The following is a 24,319-nucleotide window of genomic DNA, read 5'->3' on the forward strand; positions in this document are numbered from 1 at the left end:
AAAAAGCCCCGACACATGGGTCGGGGCTCCTTATTATTTAAGCTTCAGCTTAGTGTTTCATGATGCGTTTCACATCAATACCCGCGGCTGAATTCACTTTTACGGTGTAAATACCGGTTGCAAAATTGGAGATATCCAAACGGATTTCTTCGTTTTCAGCGTATTCTTCGAAAATCATCAACTGACCATTTCCAGCGTATACTTCAACCTTAATTGTTCCGCGTACATTCTGATCATCGATCTTAATCAAACCGGTAGTTGGGTTTGGATAGATGTTGATCAGACCGGTATGCATTTCACGAACGCTTACATCGCAATCATCTACGTATAGAGTAACCACAGCAGAATCGTCGCCACAAGCAGAATTCACTTTGTATTGGAAGTTATAGCTAGTCATATTTGCTACGGCTGTCGCATCAAAGATATTTCCACTTAGAGCACCACTACCACTTAAGTCGGTCCAGGTACCACCAGCAGTGGCCGCAGGATCAAGATAAGTGCTAAGGTCTACCATAGTCTCGTCGTCGCAAGCAGTATCACTGATATCCATACCAGCGCTAACTACTGCATCTACAGACACGGTTAACATAGTAGTATCTGCAGGACAAGCTACACCTGCCAGTACATAAAGAATACGGTAGGTTCCAACAGCAGCATTATTGCTGTTAAACACGCCAGTTCCAGTATTCAGTGCACCAGATCCATCAAGGTCTACCCAGGTTCCACCGAAGGCGGTTCCAGTTAAGTAGTTACGCAAGATGGTGATTCCGCTTCCGCTACAAAGTGCTAAGCTGGTATCTACGCCTCCAAATGGAGCCGCTTCTACCTCAGCCCATACATCAGCAGTATCTCCGGCACAGCCGTTTACACCTGCTAAGATGTAGCTAAAGTGGTAGGTATTACCTGCGGTTAACTGAGTAGCATCCAGGATACTGTCAGTTAATGCACCAGTGGCATCATTATCTACCCAAGTACCGCCATTATCATGCACACCTAAGAAGGCTGCAAGGTTAGCTGCATTGTCGCTAGAGCAAACAAGGCTGGTATCAGAAATACCGGCATTTGCACCGGGCACAACCGCCAATGCTTGAGTAGCGGAACCAATACAGGCTTTGCTAACCGTAAGATCGAAGGTGTAGTAGATCCGGATTTGAGCCGAGAAGTTGGTTGAGTCAATACTCATCAATCCTGGCAAATCATAAGGATAAGCAGCACCATCGGTAGCACGGAATAAAGAACCTGCACCTGAAAGGAAGTCTACATTCATAAAGTACACCCCTGGGGTAAGCACCATATTCACTGGTACACGCATATCACCAGTTACACCAGCTGGAGTGCTGAAGGTATCACCACGTTGAATCACGTTGGTAATACTGGCATCCCAGATTTGTGCAAAGGCCACCACATCATTTTGATGCAATACCGTCATACTGTCGATATGGATAGTGTCGTCCACTGTAATCCACTGACCATTAGAAAAGTTTCCGAATCCGGAAGCTGCAATATTGGTTAAAGGACCTACATGCAGAACAGGGTTGGTAGTAACATACTCCGCTACATCAAAGGCAGTGGTGAAGGCTACTGAATCGGTTACATAAGTAGCACCAGTTTCACGTACCATACCATTGGTTAACCAAACCAAATCATTATTAGAGCTGGAAGTTGCCATTAAGGTAGTAGGACCACCATCACAATCGGTAGTGTCATTAGTAGTGCCACTTGGCATGCTGCTTACAGAGCAAGTAGCAATGGTACAAGCACTTACTGGACCCACCCAATTGGTTCCGGTAGAACAGCTATCCTTCACATAGAAATCATAGCAAGTTGTTCCGCTTAATCCTGTTAGGGTAAACCCACCAGGAGTAGCTGCAACATTGGTACCGCTGCCTAACATAAAGCCAGGAGCTCCATATTGAACAGTAGAGGCAACAATATTGGTATCGCTATCCCAAGCCAGGGTAACACTATTGCTAGCAGCAGTAACTACCATCAAGTTTGCAGGATCCACACAAGCAGGAGTCTCACGAACGATAATATCATCCAGAGCGGCATCACCATCGAAGCTAGCACCACGAACGCTTAAGAAGCGGAACTGTTGGGCTGTATCGCTGGTATAAGCAGCAATGTTAATTCGAGCTTCTAGCCATGCATCACCATTAGCGGTTTGTTGCTGTCCTACGATATTGTTTAAGCTTACCCAGGTCATGCTAGTGCGATCATAAGCCTGAAGATCCAGGTTCACGATATCGGCGCCATACATATGGTAGTAATAAACAATCTCAGGATTAGTGAGAGAAGTCAAATCAAACTCCGGAGTGTACAAGAAGGCACTGTCGCCTTGCGCAGCTGGAGAGGAAGCCTCAACATACATGTAATATCCAGCGGCTGTTCCTAAAGTATGATCTACTGCAGGACCGGTATTTGTAGAAGAAGTACCGCCAGCATCTGGTGCCCAAACATAGGATCCTGAACTGGTAGTAGTTTCACTGTAGCAGGCGGGGAATACTCCGTTATCGAAGTCTTCCATATAAGGATAGTTGCTGATTGGGGCACAAGGGGTAGTAAAGGTCACGCAAGCGGCCATACTAGTGTCGCCCAAACTGCTACAGATATCATATACACAAGCCTCATAAGTGGTTCCTGGCATTAAGCCCATCAAAGTAGTTGGGTTAGAAGCAGGATTCACAATGGCGCCGGTACCAGGTACAAATCCAAGTGGACCGTACTCGATAAAGCTAGAAGAAGCATTGCTACTAGATACCCAGCTTACATCCGCATTAGCGAAGGTGATATTGCTGGCCATTACGCTATCAGGCTGAGAACAGATTACAGCGGCATCGGTAATAGACAGGCTGTCTACCACGTTAGCACGACCCCAATTGTTAACCCCTTCAATAGCGATCTGATAGGTGCTGGAAGGATTCGGTAAGCTCATGGTTGCGAAGGTCCAAGCACTACGATCGGCATTATCTCCGAAAAGGAAGGTCCAAGGATCATTCGCTGAGGCGCGATAGTAAACGTTTGTTACGTTCTGATCGCCAGCCCAACTTTCTTGAGCATACCAGAAGCTTAACTGTGGAGAAACCAAAGCATTCAAATTGATCACCGGAGAAACCAATAAGGTTGTATCTGGGCCACCATTTGCGGAAACAAATACCGCGTTGGTTGCTCCAGCATAAGCAGTGGTTACTGAGCCACCTGAAGAACCAGTACCCAATGACCAAGAGAAGGTATCGGCCACGAATACATTGGTCCAACAAGTAATGCTTGGTGAGTTCACCTCGAAGCTCTCAAAGAATGGAGCCTGGTAAGTGATACAGCTAGAACAGTTGCTGGTGAAGCTGAATAAGGTATCACCAGTTCCAACGGTAGCAGAAGCACTATGTACTCCAGCAGTATCACCATTAGGCTGAATAGCTACTATCTCCATTTCTGAAGGCCATGCTCCAGCAGGATCAAGTGTAACAACGATAGGTAAGTTATCACAAAGTGGCACCATATTACCTAAGGAACTGGTTCCGGCAGTAAAGTTTCCACCCAAGGCTGCTACTTGAAGTCCATTTTGGTAGATCTTAATGCCACCGCCATTCCATCCGTCACCGAAGGTGTCGTAAAGATCGAAGGTGTACATACATTGATCAGACAAAGGACATGCACTGGTAACAAAACTTTGTGGTCCAACAGTAGTGGATAAGCCAGAGGCTCCACAGCTGTCAGTTACATAGAAATCATAAGCAGTACTTGCACTTAAACCAGTAATGGTAAGAGTATCATTAGTGGAATTAATGATGGTTCCGCTACCAGGGCTAAAGCCGGCAGGACCATACTCTACATCCCAGCTGGTGCCAGTACCTGCAGTCCAAGTTACAGTGGCACTGGTATTATCAGAAGAAATAAATACCAGATTGCTAGAAGCAAAACAGTTTGGAGCTTCTTCTACAGCGAAATCATCAATCGCCATATCTGAAGTAAAGCTGCTACCTCCAATACCTTCGAAAAGGAAACGGTAGGTTCCACTAGCTAAACCACTTAATGGAATTTGCATTTGCAACCAAGGATCACTTCCAGTGGTTTGCTGCTGACCAATAATACTATCTAATACAGTACGGTTACCACCGGTATCTTCTGCCCAAATGCGCAGATTACCCATGGTAGCGCCATACATGTGATACCAGAAGCTAACCTGAGGATTAGTTAAAGGACTGATATCGATAGCAGGAGAATACAATACGTTGGTATCACCTAAGCTCGATGGAGAAGAGGTTTCCAAGAACATATATACACCGCCACCGCCAGTAGTGTGATCGAAGTTTGGACCAGTACCTGATGAACCGGTTCCGTTTACATCGGCATACCAAGCAGGATTAGTTGTTCCGAAGGTAGTCCAGCAATTATCAAAGGTGGTATAGTTACCTGTGCTAATGCCTTCGAAGTCGGTGCTGTAGGGAGCCATTACGCTTGCAGGACAAGCCGTTGCAAAGCTTACCGGACCAGCCCAGGTGGAAAGGTCGGTTGCGCCGCAGCTATCTTGTACATAGAAATCGTAAGTAGTTGCTCCTTGTAAATTGCTAAGTAAGATGGTGTCATTAGTAGCAGACACGCGGGTTCCACTGCCTAAGCTAAAGCCGGCAGGGCCGTATTCTACTTGCCAGTTGCTGGCACCACCGGTAGTCCAGAAAATTTCTGCACTGCTGGTACCTACATTGAAGTAACCCAAAGCGCTAGGTGGTAAACAACCTACATCCATGATAGAGAAGTTATCTACACTCCAGTACCAAGCCCAGGTATTACCATCGTCATAATCAAAACGAACTTGTAAGTCGGCATTAGCATAAGCAGAAATGTCAATGGCCTCATGAGCTGGAGATGACCAACCACCGGTAGTTGCGGTGTACATAGCCACATTTACCCAAGCGGTTCCGTCCCAAACATCTACGAAGCCTGTATCACCGCTAATAGAGCGGAAGTAATGATCGTATTCTAAGAGTAAGGTTCCGGCAAATCCTGAAGCATCAATAATAGGAGATACTAATTGCTCACGCATATAAGTACCATTACCATTGGCATCACTATCTACACGCATGTAGCCGGTACCATCCAGATTTTGAGATCCATTGGTAGTATGAGCCCAGGTATCACCGCTGGCTGCACCACCATCAACGCTGCTAAAGCAACCTTGATCAGCATCAAAGTTCTCTACAAATGGAAGGCTTTGAGTTAAACACTTGTCTTCTACAGAGAAGTTGTCTACGCTCCAATACCAAGTCCAGCTATTGCCATCATCATAGAAGAAGCGTACTTGGAAGTTTGCATTGGCATATGCAGTAACATCAATAATCTCGTGGCTAGGATTAGACCATCCACCAGTAGAGTTTTTATAAATAGCCACATTTACCCAATTGGTTCCATCGTAAACCTGAACGGTTGCCGAGTCACCTAAGGCACGATAATAATGGTCAAACTCAAGGATTAAAGATTTAGAAACAGAGGAGGCATCAATTACCGGAGACTCCAAGGTTTCGATCATATGCGTTCCATTACCATTAGCATCACTGTCTACACGCATATAGCCAGTTCCGTCTAAGTTTTGAGAGCCACTTACAGTATGTGCCCAGGTATCGCCGGAAGATCCACCTCCATCAATAGCAGTGAAACAACCGATGCCCACATCAAAGTTCTCTGCAAAAGGCAAGGCCTCTGTAGCAGGACAGCTTGAAGTAGTGTTAAAGGCAAAAGGTCCGGTGAAGGCGCTGATATCTGCTAATCCGCAGCTATCGGCAACATAGAACTCATAGGCAGTAGATGAAGAAAGACCAGTAATAGTGATCGTATCATTAGTTGCGATAACTTGAGTTCCGCTACCTAAGCTAAATCCAGCAGGACCATATTCTACAATCCAATCGCTGGCACCGCCAGTGGTCCAGAATACAGTTGCCATAGAGTGATCTACGGTATCAAGACCCAATGCGCTAGGAGCTAAACAACCCACATCCATAATGGAGAAATTATCTACACTCCAGTACCAAGCCCAGCTATTACCATCATCATAGTCAAAGCGAACCTGCAAATCTGCATTGGCATAAGCTGAGATATCGATGCTTTCGTGAGCTGGAGCAGACCAAGCGCCTGTGCTGGAAGTATAGGTAGCTACATTTACCCAAGCAGTACCATCCCAAACATCTACAAAACCGGTATCACTACCTACTGATCGATAATAGTGGTCGTACTCCAAGAGTAAGGTTCCGGCAAAACCAGAAGCGTCGATCTTAGGAGATACTAATTCTTCGCGCATATAAGTACCGTTGCCATTGGCATCGCTATCTACACGCATATAGTCTGTACCGTCTAAATCTTGAGATCCGCTAGATGCAGGAGCCCAGGTATCACCGGAAGCATCACCACCATCAACAGTGCTGAAACAACCTGCTCCAGAATTAAAGTTCTCTACATAAGGAAGGCTTTGAGTTAAGCACTTATCCTCCACAGAGAAATTATCAACGTTCCAATACCAAGCCCAGCTATTGTTATCATCATACATGAAACGCACCTGGAAATTTGCATTGGCATAGGCTGTAACATCCAGGGTTTCGTGACTTGGACTAGTCCAGCCACCAGTGGAGTTTTTATAAACAGCCACATTTACCCAATTGGCTCCATCATAAACCTGAACGGTCGCAGAATCACCTAAGGCACGGTAATAATGATCAAATTCCAACACCAATGAATTGGAAACGCTGGAAGCATCAATCACTGGAGACTCCAAGGTCTCAATCATGTGCGTTCCATTACCATTAGCATCACTGTCTACACGCATGTAACCAGTTCCGTCTAAGTTTTGAGAGCCATTTACAGTATGTGCCCAAGTATCGCCAGAAGATCCACCTCCATCGATAGTACTAAAGCAACCAGAACCCGTATTGAAGTTCTCTGCATAAGGCAAGGATTCTGTACCAGGACAATTGGCCGTAGTGTTAAAAGCAAATGGACCGGTAAAGGCACTTACATCTCCTAAACCACAACTATCCGCAACATAGAACTCATAGGCGGTAGAAGCCATTAAACCACTGATAGTAGCGGTATCATTGCTTGCCACCATTTGAGTTCCAGAACCTAAAGTAAAGCCAGCAGTTCCATACTCAATAATCCAATCACTAGCTCCACCGGTAGTCCAGTAAACAATAGCCATAGCATGATCAACTGAATCTAAGCCCAATGAACTTGGGGAAGAACAGCTTGGTGCATCAGCAACGCTGATGTCGTCAATCATGATATCATTATAGAAAGCACTATTGGTCATAGTGGTTTGATCTACAATGAAGCGAATTTTAATAGTACCGGAATAGGAGCTTAAATCCACGGTTTGCTCTACCCATGAAGCATTATCACCGGCATAACTCAATTCATTAGTCCAAACCGAACCGTCCCATACTTCCACATTTAAAGTGGCATTATCGCCAGGGAAGTCGGTATTATTACTAAACACATAGAAGCTTAGTTGAGCGGTGGTTAAACCAGTCAAATCAATTAATGGCGACTCCAGAGTACCATCATTTGTAGAACTGCCACCAGATCCATCAATACCAGCGAATGATCCACTATTTCCTGTGTGATCAGAAGCTGAACCGGCACCATAAGCAGGCCAAGTTGTGGTAAATAACCAAGGATCTGATCCATAGGCAGACCAGCAGCTAGGCATACTAGTAACATCAAAGGACTCACTAAATGGAGTGCTGAAAGCTGAACAAGCAGTGGTGAAAGTTGCTCCGAAAACATAAATACTGGTTCCGGTACCACAGTCAGACTGAATGTAGAAATCGTAAGTAGTGTTTGGACTTAAACCCGTTAAGGTATAAGGATTAGCAGTTACCGCTGAAACGGTAGTTCCTGCCCCTTGAGTATAACCGGTAGGTCCATATTCGATATTCCAGGTAGTTTCTGTTCCACCAGGAGTCCAGCTTAATTCAGCTGTAAGGTCAGTCATGTTTGCCGCTGCCATAGCAGTTGGAGGTAAACAAGATGCTGGAGTAAACTCATCCGCACCAATATCCGGGGTAGAGCCTGAACGAGCATCGCCATCGAAATCATCGGTAATTCCGGCGATTACCACAGCCACATCATTTGCGGTGCTGGCTAATACGTGTAAATCAGGGGAGCCAACAAATGAAGGATCACCTTCTACAGAATTGGTGTTGAAGTTTGTTCCTAAAGCAGCAGCCTGTAAAGTGGCTAAATCTGCATAAGAAGAAGTACTCACATCCATGATATCGCTACCATTCTCACTATACATTACGTTGTAATCCATAATGTCGGTAGCGTCTGGTGCGGCATCTAAATCTACCGGAGTTTCATTGGCTGAAACCAGAATATTATTACGTACATCATAATCATCACTGGTAGAGTTAATCCACAGCGCTTGATCCGCATCTGCATACAAGGTATTGTAATAGATATTGATCGAATCCGCCGCAGATAAATACAGGGCATCACCACTACCAGTAGCGCTCACCATATTATTGGTCACATTACAACGACGAGCTAAAGGCTGTGTGGTAGTGTTTACATTGGAGAGATAGATTCCGTAAGTACCCAAGTTTTGTAACCAGTTCTTATGAACTTCGATCCCCGGAGTATAAACCGCATAGATACCATAGCTAGAAGAGTTGCGCGTATTGGAAACGGTACAGCCTCTTACTTCTGGTAAACCTTGGTAATAGAGATAAATACCATAGAAATAAACACTATCTACTACTGTATTTTGAATACGGTTATTAAGGTTATCGCTTGCAGTAGTTGAAGACCCGTATAAGCGGATACCATAATATCCACCGGTTACATTACAATCTTTTACCAATAAGCCATTGGCATTATCTCCGGCAGTACCGGTACTGGTTTGGCTGCCCGAGCTCAAGATTCCCACTACTAAAGAAGAAGTAGTATTAGTAGGAACTTTAATATCACAATTTTCAATTGTAATCGTATCCGCGGCATTCCATAAGTGGATACCAAAAGCAGGAGTGCTGGAGCTGGTATTTTCAATGCCAACATTTTTCAGGCTAACATGCTTGGCACCGTTAAATTCTACGGCAGTACCGCTGCTTCCTGTACCATCATAAGAGATGATAGTAGAAGTAGAGCCTGCCCCTTGAATGGTAACTGTGTTGGTAGCGCTGGCTCCGGAAATTGCCGGAATAACCAATTGCTCATTATAGGTACCGGCCGCAATGTTAATGGTAACCGGAGCGGAAACACCACAATTACTTAAGCTGGTAATAGCCTCAGAAATGGTAGCATAATCAGGGCTGCTTCCACCAACGGTATAGCTACCAGTTAAAGCTCCTGTACAACCTGAGAAAATGGTAAAGGGTCCTGCCCAGGCAGAAGAAGATCCACTACAGTTACTGCGTACATATACATCGTAATTAGTAGTAGCAGAAAGACCGCTGGCAGTAGCCATATTAGTAGCTACGTTACCTGAAGCAACCGCCGTGGCAGTTTGGGGAGATCCCATTGGTACCACAACGTAGTCATAAGATACTGCACAAACATTCGTCCAGTTCAAATCTGCACTGGTTCCTACCTCATTGGCAGTAGACAAAGATGTGGGTGCAAAACAGGTAGTAGCTTCATAAACCTGAATATCGTCAATCGCCATATCCGAATAGAAGTTGGTACCAGTGGTACCGGTAATACGGATGGTTACGCTAGACTGACCCGCATAAGCACACAAAGGCACTTCAGCTTGAAGGTAAGGGTCAGAATTTGACGTTTGCTGTTCTCCACTTAAGCTAAACAATGCATTAGTCCAGCTTGTACCACCATCGGTAGACACGAAAACCTCGAGGCTTCCCATGCTTTGTCCGTACATGTGGTAGTAAAACTCCAGACTAGGATTGGTTAGTGAAGTAAAATCAAATACGGGAGAAATTAAGTCCGCCACTTTACCGTAGCAGCTGGAAGCTTCCGTGTAAATGTAATTACCGGTTCCGGTGGTGTGATCACCACTTGGTCCGGTGGATGAGGATGAGGTCCCTGATGCATCTACAGCCCAGTCCTTATCGTCTGTAGTGCTATTCGTCCAGCCGCCCGCAGTAAGGGTACAAACCGACGTACAAGAGGTACCGCATGTGCTTTGAGAATCAAAGTTCTCCAGGTAGGGGTAAGAGGTAACTTGCCCAAAAACGGACTGCGAAAGTCCGAATACGGCAAGGACCACCAGCCCTAACAAATGGAAGTACTTGTTTTTCATAAATAGATGGTTAATTATCAACTGTTAGTAGCGAGCCTGTTTATCAAGTTGGAATAGGTTAGTTCGGGTTAGTGCTCAATGTTGTTTTTTTTATAGGGTTATACATTCAGTTAAATGCCGCATTCCAAGCGGAATAGCACCCTTCTCAGGTGCTTAATGGTTTAAATAATAATGGGGATAATGACAGGAATAGCGATTTTGAAACTGCTCAGTTAAACAGTTTTTAGTTTGGGGAAATGCATACAATTCCCGAACTCCAAGCTTATATAAAGCCTGAGTTATTTTTTCCTGATCAATAAGATGTTCGAAGTACGCATTTAAGGCTCGAATATGCCGCCGAGCATGCGCCTGAAAGAAATTGTTCCTCATTTCAGTTCAGTAACCTGTTAATCCTAGTTCCCTTAAAATCAAGTGCTAAAGCTCTCCCTAAAGCTTCTAAAACACTTGTACAGTTAATTTATCCTTAAAAACTTGTTTCCGAATGTACTAAAAACGAGATGAATGTGTTAAGCTCAGATTAATTTTTTTTAGCCGCCTTGTTGCTCATTCCAGGTTTGAAAGAGCTTTTCTTGCTTGGGCCGATTGGCCTCTTCTTCCGCCAAGGGTTCACATTCTTTTAGACTGGCATATAGCTCTCCGGGCAGCTCTTGATACAATTCGGTTCCCTTGCTTTTCCAGTTGAGCATAGTGTCGCTCACCTCTTTGATAATGCGGGCTGGATTGCCTACTACTAAGCTGCGTTCGGGAATCTGGGTATCGGCTTTAACGAAACTCAAGGCCCCTACAATAGAACCTGCGCCAACGGTGGACCGGTCCATTATCACGGCGTTCATTCCTATTAAAACATTGCGGCCCAAATTTGCGCCGTGGATAATTGCGCCATGTCCAACATGCGCTCCTTCTTCCAGGCGAATACTAACCCCAGGAAACATATGCACCACGCAGTTTTCCTGCACATTGCAACCATCCTCAATGATTATCTGACCCCAGTCGCCCCGAATTACGGCTCCCGGTCCGATATAGACTTTCTCTCCGATTAAAACATTACCAATGATAACTGCCGATTGGTGCACAAAAGCACTTTCCTTAACCACCGGCTTAAAGCCCTGAAACTCGTAAAACATCGCTACCTTTATTAGAAAAGGCAAGTTAAGGGCTTTACTTTAAAAGAGGCGCACAGCCAGTTCTATTCCGGAAATACCGCTTTCGCGGAGATGCATAAAATTATATTCATCGATATAATATAGCTTCCCATCATAGACCTTAGTTTCTCGGGCAAATAAGGCCACCTTTTGAGCCCCTCCTAATTTCTTTCCTTCAAAAGAATAGAGATACACCATGCCTCTTTCTTTCTGTAGAGCATAGAGCTTTTTTTGCTGATAATCCTGAATTATTAGAGGCGCGATATAATCATCATCTATTTTAAAAGGGAGAGCTTCCTTCTGATGGCCCTGAGCATCAAAAACCACTAATTGATCATTATAGCGATCAAAAAGCCAATATTCTTCCTCCACTTTAAACATGGGGGTGGGATAATATTTAGCATGACCTCTCTGATACATTTTCTGAGCCACATCTAAATCAAAGAGCTTTTCATGTTGCCAAACCCCATACATATCATAAACCTTTTCAATTCCCGCGGCAATGGAATAGGCATGCATAAAGGCTTGATGAGCCGCCATAACTGCGGGCGTATCCACACTAAAGAAAAACTCTTCCGGCTCCTGCCCTTCGCGATATATAAACAATTGCACTCCTTGATTATGGAAGGGCGGAAAGCTCATGCTCTTACCCTGAGTCCCGGCGCGCATTTCGCTAATCGGTAAAGGCATAGACTCCATCTGATTATTGCGAACTATCAAGGCTTTGCCAATTTGCGCTACCAAAGGTTCAATATATTGCCCATATTGAGTGCGGCTTACCGCCGGATAGAAATAGAGTTGATCGGAACGCAGAATTACCTGACTGGCACTGTCCTCACTCAATAAAAAGAGGTTCCCTCGTGGATCACGCTCAATGCTGGTATAATCAGCCCGGTTACGAAGACTCCAAAGGGCTTTAAGGTCGGCTTGGGCCATCACCAGATAATCATAGCCCAATACCAAAAGCATATCATTCTGGAAGTCGAAATCCTGAACACGCAGGGTATCGGTAAAGGAAATCGCACGGGCTTGCACCTCTACTTCGGCTAATTCCATGGCATTAGACTGCATTTCTACCTTCACCTTTCGGGAAGCCATTTCAGTCCAATCCAGCTCCAATAATTTAATGTAATAGCCTTCCTTAAATAGCTGTACTACCGAGCCCGCCGTTTCCGGAATTCGCAAGGAGCCTTTCGCATTACTGGGGCCGTATTCCTTTCCCAAATAATCAATGGCGACTACCCCCGCTAAAGCCTGGCCCTTAGCATTTACCAGTTCTAAATCGAGATACTGCCCCCGCAGGCCAATGGCCAGGAGGCAAAATAAAAATAGGCTGATCTGCTTCATCTTCAATACAGACGCAAAGCCCCAAAGTGGTTGCTTAGGCCCGCTCGATAACCACGGCATAACCCTGCCCTACACCAATACACATAGTGCAAAGAGCATAGCGCTTAGCCGTTTTCTGGAGCTGAATAGCGGCGGTTTGCAATAGACGCGCTCCCGACATTCCCAGTGGATGACCTAAGGCAATCGCTCCACCATTAGGGTTAATGCGCTCATCTTGATCATCGAGACCCATTTGGCGAGTACAAGCTAATACCTGAGCGGCAAAAGCCTCATTCAATTCGATGATGTCCATATCGGCCAGGCTTAAACCCGCTTTTTTAAGGGCAATCTCGGAGGCGTAAACCGGACCGATTCCCATAATGCGAGGCTCAACTCCCGCTACACCCATAGATACCATGCGGGCCAAAGGTTTTAAGTTCTGATCTTTCAAACCTTGTTCGGAAGCCACTAAAAGAGCGGCGGCTCCATCATTTAACCCTGAGGCATTTCCAGCAGTTACGGTTCCTCCTTCTTTGCGGAAGGCGGGACGTAATTTCCCTAAAATCTCCAGGCTTGATTTCGGCTTGATAAACTCATCTGTTCCGAAAATCAAATCCTCCTGCTTACGACGGGGAATAGACACTTTTACAATCTCCTCGGCCAAACGTCCGCTTTCGGTGGCGGCAGTCGCCTTTTGCTGCGACCATAAGGCAAATTTATCCTGATCCTCGCGGCTAATACCGAATTGATCCACCAGGTTTTCAGCAGTTTCGCCCATGGCATCAGTACCATAGCGCTTAAACATTTCCGGATTCACGAATCGCCAGCCGAAAGAACTATCATACATCTTAGAATCAGTACCAAAGGCTTTACTGGGCTTGCTCATAACGTAGGGCGCACGAGTCATATGCTCCAAACCACCCGCCACAAATACATCACCATCACCATTGCGAATGGCGCGCATAGCCTGAGCTCCGGCACTCATACCACTGGCACAAAGTCGGTTTACGGTTTCACCAGGAACAGAATGAGGTAAGCCCGCTAATAGAGCCGACATCCGCGCTACATTTCGATTGTCTTCTCCCGCTTGATTGGCGCAGCCCATAATTACATCGGCAATTACCGCCGGATCTAATTGAGAATTGCGTTCGATCAAGCTTTTGATCACCAAGGCTCCCATATCATCAGCTCGGAGGCCTGATAGGCTACCACCAAAACTGCCAATAGGAGTACGGATTCCGTCTACGATATATGCTTCTTTCATGAGAGGTGTTTTTCAGATCGGCTTTACGCCGCTGCGAATATCGCAATTGCCCGGGAACCGAGGCTTACTGATATACGAAATCGTAACCTTCCAAAGAGAGGGTGCGGTACTTCTTTTCGTCGAATCGGAACAAACCCGAAGGACGTTTAGCACGCGGAGAGCTGCGAATGGTTTTACCGGTATCGATCAGTAGTTCCGACTTTAAAAGCTTGCGCCGAAAATTACGCTTATCCAATTCCCGACCCAGGGCGCATTCATAAAGCCGCTGAATTTGATTAAGGGTGAACTCACGCGGTAAGAGGCTAAAACCAATAGGGCGGCGCTTTACTCGACGCTTCAAACGCTCCTTGGAATAGTCTACAATATCATTGTGATCATAAGCCAAAGGTGGAATATGATCGGCCTTCACCCAGCGGTATTCCGAATGACGCAGGTCGTTTTCCAAATCTTCGCTCAAGCGCAAAGTGCCGTAGTAAGCAATATTAACTACTCGACCTACCGGATTGCGATAAGGATCGGCAAACACATTAAGCCTTTCTATTAACCAATCATCGAAACCGGTAATGGACCGCATTAACTCCCGAGCCACTAAAATGGGATCTTCTTTGGGCTTTACCACCACAGAGGGCAATACATCGGCACCTTTATAGGGCTCATTGGTTTTAGTCCCAATTAAGAGTTTGAGATCCTCCCCATCGAAACCATAAAGCACTACTGAAGTACTTAAGGCCACTTGAAAATCGTCTGGAGAGAATTCTATATGCATGACAATTGGTCTTAGTGTCAAATATACACTAAGAATTTATTCTACCACTCGGTGTCTTTACGAAATACGGTGCCTTTGAAATGGGCGATTAAATCACCCGCTTCATTTTCTACCCGAACTTCATAAATGCCAATGCTGCGGCTTTTGCGAATCTCACTGGCAGTGGCGGTAATTTTTTCACCGGCTTTTACCGGCTTGGTATGGGAAATGGCTGTTTCAATGGAAAGTGCATGTTGGCCGTGGCCGTTGCTAGCAAAAGCCAGGGCACTATCTGCTAAGGAATAGGAAATACCCCCATGGGCAATTTTAAAGCCATTGGTCATTTCCTCCCGCACTCGCATACTGAGCTTACAAGCTCCAGCTTCGCAAGATTGCACCTCAATGCCCAGCCATTGGCTAAAAGCATCCCCATTGTACATGGTATCTACTACTTCCTTGGCCGACTTCATGCTTCGGAGCCGTCTTTCTGTTTTTGCTCATAATCGGCCATACGCTCTACTGAGGTAATAAGGATGTCAAGCATTAAATTGAAGTTCGCTAAATCCTGCTCACTATCCACATTCAAATCGGCTTTAACAATGGCCAAATTGCGGAGATCCTGAAACACCTTGGGGCTTTCTGAAACTTCGGGCAATAATACATCCGCCTCAGCATAGGCTTCGGTACGTTCTTTAATTACCTCCTCTAAAGCAGGGCCCGGAATTAAACCTACGGGCATTCCCGCGGCAATAAAAGCATTGAGTAAAATCATGACTGAATCAACTAAGGATTCATGTTGTTCATCGCTAAACTCATCCGCCACATCGGTTAAAAAACCCATTAAAAAGGGTTGATCTTCCATTACACGGGCAATCATAGCCCCTTGTTCTTCACTACTCATTGCCATATAGTCTGCTATAGACTCGGCAATATGATCGCGTTTCTTTTGCATGCGGCAAAGGTAATTGTTCTGTTCGCTGTGGCGTGATTTGCCTAGAACAAGGTCTCCGTTTTCAGGAGAATTTCAGTCAGATCTCTGTATTCTGAATAGGACTATCTGAAGGCGCTAAAAGACTTATTCCAATCCAAAGCCTACAAATAACAGATTATTGAATTATAACACTAATCCCTGTTTTTTAGGTAGTTAGCAATATTATACTGCTTTTTTCCACAAAAAAAATAGGGGAAAACCCTCTATTTGCTGCTTAGTATTTTTCCCACCTTAGCTTTTCAATAAGCCCCTTAATCATGACTGTTTATTCTTCCATTATTGAGCAAGTAAAAATTGCTAGGAAAAAAAGACATAAGAGCCAAGAAGACATGGCTCTCCTTTTAAGCTTAGGACGGGATGCTTATCGCAAAATGGAAAACGGACAGAGTCCACTCAACTTAGAGCGTTTTCTGATTATTTGTGACCATTTGCAAATTGACCCCCGGGACCTAATGGATCAGGTTATTCCCGATAAACAAAAATGGGAGTACGAAGCAGAAATCGATCGCCTCAAAGCAGGTATTGAAGATTTGCGTTTAGAAAGAGAGCGGCTCTGGGCCGCCCTCAACAAACTTCTAAAGATTATCGACCCTCAGGCCAGTGATGAGGCCTATAGAGTGGTCTTTCAGAGTGCCTGAAAATTATTCCTTTGATTCGCTAAAAGCCTCTCCTTCCTCAACAGGGGAGGCTTTTCCTTTTATTTTCTGAATAAAGAAATCCTCCAGTTCACTTAAGGTTTCGGTATTAGTGTGGATATCCTTCACCACCTTTCCGTGATCCAAAATCACAATGCGTTCGCAGAACTCCGTAACATGGCCCAGGTCATGACTAGAGATAAGCATGGTAATATCGGTTTGCTGATCCAGCTTTTTAAGCTCATCCCGTAAGCGATATTGAGTAGAGGGGTCCAGATTTGCGAAAGGCTCATCAAGAATTAAAATATCTGGATCTCCTAACAATGCCCCAACTACACCCACTTTCTTTTGATTACCCTTGGAAAGGTCGCGGATGTATTTCTTACCCCCGCGAATTTCGCCAGCAAAGAAGTCTTCATATTGTGCTAAACGGGCTTCCAAGTCTCCCCGAGTTAAGCCGTGTAAGCGCCCAATAAACTGGAAGTACTCATCCGGACTTAAGTAATCGATCAAAAAGCCTTCATCGATAAAACTGCCGGTATACTTTTTCCAAATTTCGCTTTTAGATACATCCTCACCCTTGCTCCATACGGAACCGCGATTGGCTTTAATCAAATCCAGGATGAGGCGAAACAGGGTAGTTTTACCAGCGCCATTGTTTCCAACTAATCCCATGGATTGACCCGCCTTAAATTTTAATTCGGGGATATCCAATACGGTTTGAGAATTATAAACTTTAGTGAGGTCTTTTACTTCTAAGATTTCCATGCTCCTATATTTTTAGTCATGCTGACGGTAGCCCGCTGCATTGATATATTTCTTCTCTTTAAAATTGATGATGGTTTGGCGAATAAACAGACGGTGACTCAAGATTCCACCTATGCCCAGTACGCCAAGGAAAATCAAACCCCAATAAGGTTTATCGAAAACATTAAAGGCCTGAAACAGCAATAAGGGCACAATCATAAGGGGAATAACGATTACAAACTGTGCGGCCCCAGTACCCTGATAGTTAAAGGCCGATCCCTTACTTAAATCAATCGCCTTTTTATTGTAGGTACTGGCATACAAAAGCACCGCTGTATTGATGCCTATATTATACAGGAGGGTCGCCGTATTGATGTACAGCGCTTTCATCCCAAAATACATATAAGGCAAGGTGAGCAGGTACATTATCACACAACTTAATACCATCAAATAGTATTTAGCTCTGTAAAACTCTTCCATAGAATAGGCACGGGTAAGAATCCCATCAAAATAGGCACTTTCCCAACTAACCAGAAACTGACCGTAATTAATCATGAAGATGCCGGTCATAAAGATGCCCACGAACATCAACCAGGTGTAGTTGTCACTATAGGCTTCCTGGGTATAAAATATCAATCCATAAAAGGCAAAAAATACACTTAAGAAAAGGGCGGTTTTGGTTCTGCGATTTCGAGTAATCAGCTTTAATTCATTGGCCATCATTAATCCTAAAACTCCACGATTTTCCAAATAGGAGAAACGCAGACTGCTGGCCTCTTTAGCCTTGGTGCGCCAGCGATCCAGATGGGTCATACCCAATAAGAATCGATAGTTCACAAAATAGATTAGCAACATTAAAGCTAAGGGCCAAAGAATGGCAATCGGCTGTGTAGCTAAAGGCAGGTAAATGGCTTCTGAAATCTCATCCAAAGCGATATATCCCAAATAATGAGCTGCATAACTAGCTATAAAAACCAGGGCAATGCCCCAGAAAACAGCCGCCTTAACCGCTAAAATCCGCTTGAGGTAAATCGCGAGGAAATGATTGCTCAGCATCACGCCCAGCATCCCAGCGATCCAGACCAAAGCTACATCCAGACCATATTCGCCCGGAATAACTCGAAAGGCCCAGGGAATAATAAAGAGCAGAGGCAGCAGGTTGAAGAAATTGAAAACCGATCCCTGCAATAAGAAGTGAATAATCTTCTTCTTGGAAATAGGCAGGGTTAGGTAATGCTGTACGGAGATCACACTTAAATCCTGCAGGAAAAAGCGCATTACCAAATCGGCCAGCAGATAAAACAATATCCCTCCCGAAAATATGGGAGTTAATTTAGTGGCATCCTCAAAGCTTTCGGCGAGAATTTCCTTCATGAAAAATCCCAGCGCTCCAAAAGAAGCCAAGAAATAAAGGGCCAAAAGGGCCATTAAAATTTTTACTCCCCAGCCTTGGCGAAAATAGGTGCTGCGAAAAACCTGTAGCCAACGCTGTTTAATGAGTTGTGAATACATACTCGTTGATTTATAAGGTTAGTATAAACCTGCCGCTCTAAATTACGGCAGCTTTAAAAATAATTCGCAAGTACCTGAGTGCCTGCTAAAAAAATTGTTCTCCTTTGGCCACCTTCCGACGTAAAAGCACCGATGCCCGATATCGATCTTCACGGTACTCGTCATATAAGCCATCCAGGGTGGCAAGCACTGTATCTAATCCAATCTCATCGGCCCAAGCCAAGAGACCTTTAGGGTAATTTACCCCTTTGGTCATGGCCAGATCAATATCCTTCGCCGAGGCAATTCCCAAATGCAAAGCATCGGAGGCCTCGTTAATAAGCATGGCTAATACCCGATTTACTATCGATTGCCCCAGCTCCTCATTTTTATTAGGCTCTGGTTGCACAGCTCCATCGCGATAATCGTAAAAACCTCTGCCGGTTTTACGACCTAATAGGCCGGCTTCTACTAGGCGCTTCTGACTAAAATTGGGCTTATAACGAGGATCATAGAAAAAGGCCGTAAACACACTTTCGGTAACGGCATAATTTACATCATGACCAATAAAATCCATCAAAGTAAAGGGGCCCATTCTAAAGCCACCCAAAGAACTTAATGCCCAATCGATGGTCGCAATATCTGCCACGCCCTCTTCATAAATCCGTACCGCCTCGCCATAAAAAGGTCGAGCTACACGGTTTACAATAAAACCTGGAGTGTCCTTGGCCAATACGGTAACCTTGCCCCAATCATCAATCAGGGACTTGGCTTTGTTTACCACTGCTTCATCCGAAGTAATGGCGGGAATAATTTCCACCAATGGCATTAAAGGCGCAGGATTGAAAAAGTGAATTCCCAATACGCGCTCGGGCTTCTCGCAAGCCGCCGCAATGCTGGCGATTGAAAGGGAGCTAGTATTAGAAGCTAAAATCGCATCGGCACCACATACCTCTTCCAGATGTTTAAATAGAGCCTGCTTAATGTCCAGTTTTTCAATAATCGCTTCGATCACTAAACCACAACCTTCTAATTCGGTGAGACTGCTATCATAAGATATACGACTGGCAATTTTATGGTCTTCGCCTTCGGCCAATCGGCCCTTCTCCACCAAACGAGCGAGTATTTTTTGATGTCCGGCTTTCGACTTTTCCAAGGCAGCACGATGATTATCTACAATCACCACGCGATGTCCATTCTGGGCCGCAACCTGCGCAATTCCTGAGCCCATCGCTCCGGCACCCACAATTCCTATTTGCATTGTATTTCTTTTTTGGCCGCTTTCGCGGAATATGTCCTAATCAATTATTCTCCTTTAAACTCGGGCTTACGCTTCTCTAAAAAAGCGGCAGTGCCTTCGCGGTAATCATAACTTTGACCGCATTCGGTTTGATATTGATCTTCCAATGCTAATTGGGATTTGAGATCATTCTGATAGCTGGCATTTAAGAGAGCCTTAGTTCTAGCTAGGGCCAAGGTGGGCATCTGACTCAACTGACCTGCTACTTTTTGAGCTACCGGCATTAAGTCTTCGGCGGCTACCACTTTGTATATCATACCCATATCTAAGGCATCTGTGGCCGAAACTTTATCGCCCAACATCATTAAGGCCGAAGCTCTCTGCAAACCCACCAAACGCGGTAAAGTATAGGTACCACCACTATCGGGGATCAATCCAATTTTGGAAAAAGCCTGAATAAAGGAGGCCGCCTCACTGGCAATTACAATATCGCAGGCTAGGGCAATATTGGCTCCTGCCCCCGCGGCCACACCGTTTACTGCTACTACCACCGGTTTTTCCAAAGCTCGAATAGCCTCAATGATCGGATTGTAATGTTCGGTTACAATTTTAGTGAGCTCCGGACCATTGGGATCAGTGGCTTCCGCCAAATCCTGTCCCGCACAAAAAGCTTTGCCAATACCGGTTAAAATTACCGCGCGAATTTTTGAATCTTCTTGGGCTCGGGCCAATTCCGCTTGCAGCGCTAAGGCCATTTCGCGAACAAAAGCATTGTATTTATCCGGGCGATTTAAACTTAGTGTTAGCACAGCGCCCTCCTGTGAACTAAGGATATATTCGGACATGAATTTTCTTTTGGGCTAAGTTAGGAGATAATGCAGGAAGGATATATCCTTCAGGCTTATTCTTAGCTCTAAAACTTTTGGCATTCCTTCTCAAAATAGTGCATCTGCCTTATTTAATTCCGATGCCCCGCACTCTAGTTTTGGCTCTCATCCTGAACCAAATGAAGCTGTTTCATTTAAACCATATCCAATCGCTTTACCTATTCCTCATTTTTTGGATGGGGCCACAGGTAATATTTGGCCAGCCCTATCTCGCCAGCTTAAAGCAATTGGTGCAGGATATTCCTCAAGCCGAAAATGGACTGGCTGCCCAAATAGCAACTGAACTCAAAGCCCTGCATCCAGAAGGTGACGCCAAGGTTCAATTAGCCCATCATTCGGTTTATTATCTGCATGGAGAAGAAGCCCAAATTGCTGCTCTATTACTCGATAATCAAGGCTATAGCCTGATGGGTATTCAGTTTCAAAAAGAAGCTGGCACATGGCAGCCTATTGCCATGGATCTTGCCCCTATGGAGGTGGCGTATGATTCAATCCGCTATTATTTACGAGGCGTTCGTTCGGTTATGCATTCCGCTGAGGAGGCCTATTTTACAATAAAAGGCTCATCCTGCGATTGTCCTAAAACTTCAACGCTCGATCAATTAGCCTTTATTTTTGGCGACAATGAATGTCTAAATGCGAAAGTCCATATTCCCTGGTCCTGGAAATCACTTATAGTTACAGGCGAAAGTCGTTGGGATAACCGCTTTGTATGCCATATCCGCGAACCGGGGAGCATTGAAGATTGGACTTTAGCGAAACCCGAATTGATCCGGCAACTGGTTTTACTGGAATATGCAGTGGCGGGACTAGGTCAAACCAATGTCTTAGAACAAAATTACATGCAACGCTCCGGCCCCTTTGGCTTGGTGGTTCTGAACAAAGTCTATGGTGGTCCTGCCCTTAAAAACGAATGGCGACTTCATCTCAATTTTGAATACTTCGATACCTGGACGCTAAGCTGGTCCCTGGAACGCCATATCGGCGAAACGGTAAAAGAACGCTTTAGCCCAGAGCTAGACCTGGCCACCAATCACGAATGTTTGGCGGGCGATTGCCAAAATGGAATCGGCAAAGCCCAATATCAAAATCCTCCCAGAATCTATTCGGGGCCTTTTCAAAATGGCCTTCCAAGCGGGCTTGGTCAAATTGAGTTGAATGGCGAAACCCTTATCCAAGGCCGCTTCCAAGCCGGTCGATTAATTGACTCAGCCTACATTGCTGGCAGTGAAAAAAACATCAGCATTTATGCTCCCCAAAGCAAAGCACAATGGGTGAAAAACCTACCGATTCCCCAATTAGGAGTTTGGTATAGCGGGGCCGTAAATGTAAATCTGGAACCAAGAGGAAAGGGTATTCTCTTTAATACCAATATCTATGCTTCGGTAGTGATGGATGAAGAAGGTATTGCCAGCATGGATTCAGCCCAAATTGATGTGGGAGAAGCCTATTATTATGGAGGCTTAAATCAAAAACTTCAGCCGCATGGCAAGGGTCAACTTATATTAAAAGATGGCTCTAAAAGAATTAAGTACTATTCAGAAAATGGAGTGCCGGTTTATAGTGCTGTGAATATTTTTTGGAAAGACTCGATGTACAATGGACCGGTACTCAGCAATTTCATCCCTCATGGCTATGGGGTCATGCAAAAGGGTGAAGAAACCATTCACGGCGATTGGTATTATGGACGCTATGTTGGCAATTCAGAGAAATTCCTGAAGCGGCAAAGAGAGGCTTATGCTAAAAAGGAAAGGCAGCAAATTATTGAGCATATCCGCAAGGAACATGGCCTGAACCTGCGATCTAAGCAGATGTATGCCGGTTTAGCTAAGTCCGAAATTATAGCCCGCCCCAATCATGGTCTTCACTTAGAGTCTCATATGGTGATTTGGAATTTGAGTCAAGATGATATTGAGGTCGAGATCACCTATAAAAGACCCGGACTCCTAAGCGACCGTAGGAGCACAATCAGCATTCCTCCTGTTTCCAAGGGAAAACCCTATGTGGTTATCAAAACAGAGTTCTTCTCTTACGATGCACAAGTATTCCGATTTAAAACCATTTCCGGCTCCCTGTCGGATCTCTATGTAGTAATCCAATAATCATGAAAGCACAAACCTTTATTTTCTGTCTATTGCTGGGATTAAGCCTTCCTATGTGGGGCCAATATCCTGAGCGACAATTTAGCCTTGACTGGCTCGAAGGCATTTACTCCAATCTTAATCCAGCCAAGCTTGAAGAGCTAAAAGACCATCGGCTAACAGCCAATAAAAAAGGAAAGCAGGTGGTAAAGGAACTGAGTCCTGTAATGGATCAGCTTCAGAAAGGAGGCTTCTTCGAAGGAGGCTTAGACCTTAATGCTTATGCCCTAACCGGCTTTGATTGGAATCGCCGAGTTTTTCATTTTAAAGCCGACCATCCTAATGAGGCTCCGGCTTTGATTTTTAGCTTGGCCGTAGAATTGGATAATCCTACATTATGCGAATCCTGGCGCTTAGTGGGCTCCCCCAAAGCGGCATTTACCGCACCAAAAAAAGACGCCGACCTGCTTCATTTCAGCATCAACCAATTATTGGATGAGGCCAGCAAGTACCATGAATCCCAATGGCTGCCTGAGAGAAATTCGGAGCGTGCGGATTACCATCAATTAAAATCTACCTTTAAGTATACCGATGGGGCACTATTAGCCGCTTGGGAGCATATGGATAATCCTGAAAAACGCGACTTCTTCCTCGACCTGAAGCCTGCCAATTGGGAGCTACAGGATATGGATCAGCGCAATGCCCTCGCCATGATTGAATTGGAAAGCATCCTCTCGAAAATGGGGAAATTCAAAGCTATAAGTGTTGAAATTCAAGCGGAGGGTGAGAGCCTGCACATTGTACGCACTTATCAATCCGAAAGCATGCCTAATCATATCATCAAGGTGGACTTCGGCCCTGAAAACCAAAGCATTTGGGTTTTGGATGTTAAAACTCCTCTCAATATTTTAATTCCTCCCGGTGGACCCCAAGATGCAAGTGGCAATAGTTATACTGCACTTAGTATTGGCGATCAAACCTGGACAGGCCCCAATGCTTCATCTAAGCATTTCCGCAATGGTGATGCGATTCCCGTAGTAGAGGACGCCAATCTCTTTTACCATTATATGCATTTGGGCATCCCGGTTGCCTGCTATCCCAATTTTGATGAAAAGAACGCCGCTATGGGTCTACTATATAGTTCGGATGTATTGTGGGATCCGCGAGGTCTAGCACCAATCGGATACCGCATTCCAGGAGCCGCCGATTGGCAAGCTTTACTGGACTTTATTAATCATCCCAAAGAAGCCAGCTTCCTTAAATCAAAAGAAGGTTGGTATAAGGAGAGTTTCAGCAACGACCATTATGGTTTTAGCGCCCCAGGTGCGGGAAGAATAAAGGGTAAAAATGCCAGTGATTTTGAAGAAGAGGCGGCTTTTTGGGCCTTCAATCAAGGGGCAAATGCTCAGGAAGCCATTCAATACCTTGAACTGGAACATGGCGATGCCTATCTCGAAACTAAGGTGGCTGATCATTTAAAAAACGGACTAGCGCTTAGTCTGCGCTTTATTAAAATTCAATAAG

15 protein-coding genes are annotated in these 24,319 nt (G+C 44.9%); 3 read left to right on the forward strand and 12 right to left on the reverse strand.

The window, feature by feature from the left end; translation table 11 throughout:
* Positions 1-49: 49 nt before the first annotated feature.
* The 8 genes from H4K34_RS08015 to H4K34_RS08050 all read right to left on the reverse strand — a co-directional run bounded on the left by H4K34_RS08015 (position 50) and on the right by H4K34_RS08050 (position 15,675).
* Complete coding sequence (locus H4K34_RS08015) at positions 50-10,246, reverse strand: T9SS-dependent choice-of-anchor J family protein (protein ID WP_210760301.1); 10,197 nt, start codon at positions 10,244-10,246, stop codon at positions 50-52.
* Between the two features lie 153 nt (positions 10,247-10,399).
* Positions 10,400-10,615 (reverse strand): hypothetical protein, encoded by a 216-nt coding sequence (locus tag H4K34_RS08020; RefSeq protein WP_210760302.1) that lies wholly within the window; start codon positions 10,613-10,615, stop codon positions 10,400-10,402.
* Between the two features lie 158 nt (positions 10,616-10,773).
* Positions 10,774-11,370: an acyltransferase gene (locus tag H4K34_RS08025; RefSeq protein ID WP_210760558.1), complete on the reverse strand. Its 597-nt coding sequence runs from the start codon at positions 11,368-11,370 to the stop codon at positions 10,774-10,776.
* 39 nt (positions 11,371-11,409) lie between these two features.
* Positions 11,410-12,735: a hypothetical protein gene (locus H4K34_RS08030; RefSeq protein WP_210760303.1), complete on the reverse strand. Its 1,326-nt coding sequence runs from the start codon at positions 12,733-12,735 to the stop codon at positions 11,410-11,412.
* Positions 12,736-12,769: 34 nt separating this feature from the next.
* Complete coding sequence (gene pcaF, locus H4K34_RS08035; RefSeq protein WP_210760304.1) at positions 12,770-13,978, reverse strand: 3-oxoadipyl-CoA thiolase; 1,209 nt, start codon at positions 13,976-13,978, stop codon at positions 12,770-12,772.
* Between the two features lie 64 nt (positions 13,979-14,042).
* A complete protein-coding gene (locus H4K34_RS08040) occupies positions 14,043-14,744 on the reverse strand; it encodes an NUDIX hydrolase (protein ID WP_210760305.1) in 702 nt (233 codons plus the stop codon).
* Positions 14,745-14,785: 41 nt separating this feature from the next.
* Positions 14,786-15,193: a PaaI family thioesterase gene (locus H4K34_RS08045; RefSeq protein WP_210760306.1), complete on the reverse strand. Its 408-nt coding sequence runs from the start codon at positions 15,191-15,193 to the stop codon at positions 14,786-14,788.
* Positions 15,190-15,675 carry a hypothetical protein gene (locus H4K34_RS08050; RefSeq protein ID WP_210760307.1) on the reverse strand — a complete coding sequence of 162 codons (486 nt, stop codon included), beginning with the start codon at positions 15,673-15,675 and terminating at the stop codon, positions 15,190-15,192. Before H4K34_RS08050 ends, H4K34_RS08045 begins: the two co-directional genes overlap by 4 nt.
* Before the next feature lie 296 nt (positions 15,676-15,971).
* On the opposite strand from H4K34_RS08050, the gene H4K34_RS08055 reads away from it, so the two are divergent.
* Positions 15,972-16,352: a helix-turn-helix domain-containing protein gene (locus H4K34_RS08055; RefSeq protein ID WP_281384734.1), complete on the forward strand. Its 381-nt coding sequence runs from the start codon at positions 15,972-15,974 to the stop codon at positions 16,350-16,352.
* A gap of 3 nt (positions 16,353-16,355) precedes the next feature.
* Here the strand turns inward: H4K34_RS08055 and H4K34_RS08060 are convergent, their stop codons facing one another.
* The 4 genes from H4K34_RS08060 to H4K34_RS08075 form a co-directional block, all read right to left on the reverse strand.
* Complete coding sequence (locus tag H4K34_RS08060) at positions 16,356-17,117, reverse strand: ABC transporter ATP-binding protein (RefSeq protein ID WP_210760309.1); 762 nt, start codon at positions 17,115-17,117, stop codon at positions 16,356-16,358.
* 12 nt (positions 17,118-17,129) lie between these two features.
* Positions 17,130-18,608: a DUF5687 family protein gene (locus H4K34_RS08065; protein ID WP_210760310.1), complete on the reverse strand. Its 1,479-nt coding sequence runs from the start codon at positions 18,606-18,608 to the stop codon at positions 17,130-17,132.
* Between the two features lie 85 nt (positions 18,609-18,693).
* Positions 18,694-19,848, reverse strand: coding sequence for a 3-hydroxyacyl-CoA dehydrogenase NAD-binding domain-containing protein (locus H4K34_RS08070; protein ID WP_210760311.1), 1,155 nt, complete (start codon positions 19,846-19,848; stop codon positions 18,694-18,696).
* Positions 19,849-19,892: 44 nt separating this feature from the next.
* On the reverse strand, positions 19,893-20,672 hold the full coding sequence (locus H4K34_RS08075) for an enoyl-CoA hydratase-related protein (RefSeq protein WP_210760312.1): 780 nt from the start codon (positions 20,670-20,672) through the stop codon (positions 19,893-19,895).
* A 122-nt stretch (positions 20,673-20,794) separates the two neighbouring features.
* On the opposite strand from H4K34_RS08075, the gene H4K34_RS08080 reads away from it, so the two are divergent.
* Both H4K34_RS08080 and H4K34_RS08085 read left to right on the forward strand, forming a co-directional pair.
* Positions 20,795-22,816, forward strand: coding sequence for a hypothetical protein (locus H4K34_RS08080; protein WP_210760313.1), 2,022 nt, complete (start codon positions 20,795-20,797; stop codon positions 22,814-22,816).
* 2 nt (positions 22,817-22,818) lie between these two features.
* Complete coding sequence (locus H4K34_RS08085; RefSeq protein ID WP_210760314.1) at positions 22,819-24,318, forward strand: fibrobacter succinogenes major paralogous domain-containing protein; 1,500 nt, start codon at positions 22,819-22,821, stop codon at positions 24,316-24,318.
* Position 24,319: the final 1 nt, after the last annotated feature.

This window comes from Croceimicrobium hydrocarbonivorans (assembly GCF_014524565.1).
Lineage (GTDB): Bacteria > Bacteroidota > Bacteroidia > Flavobacteriales > Schleiferiaceae > Croceimicrobium > Croceimicrobium hydrocarbonivorans.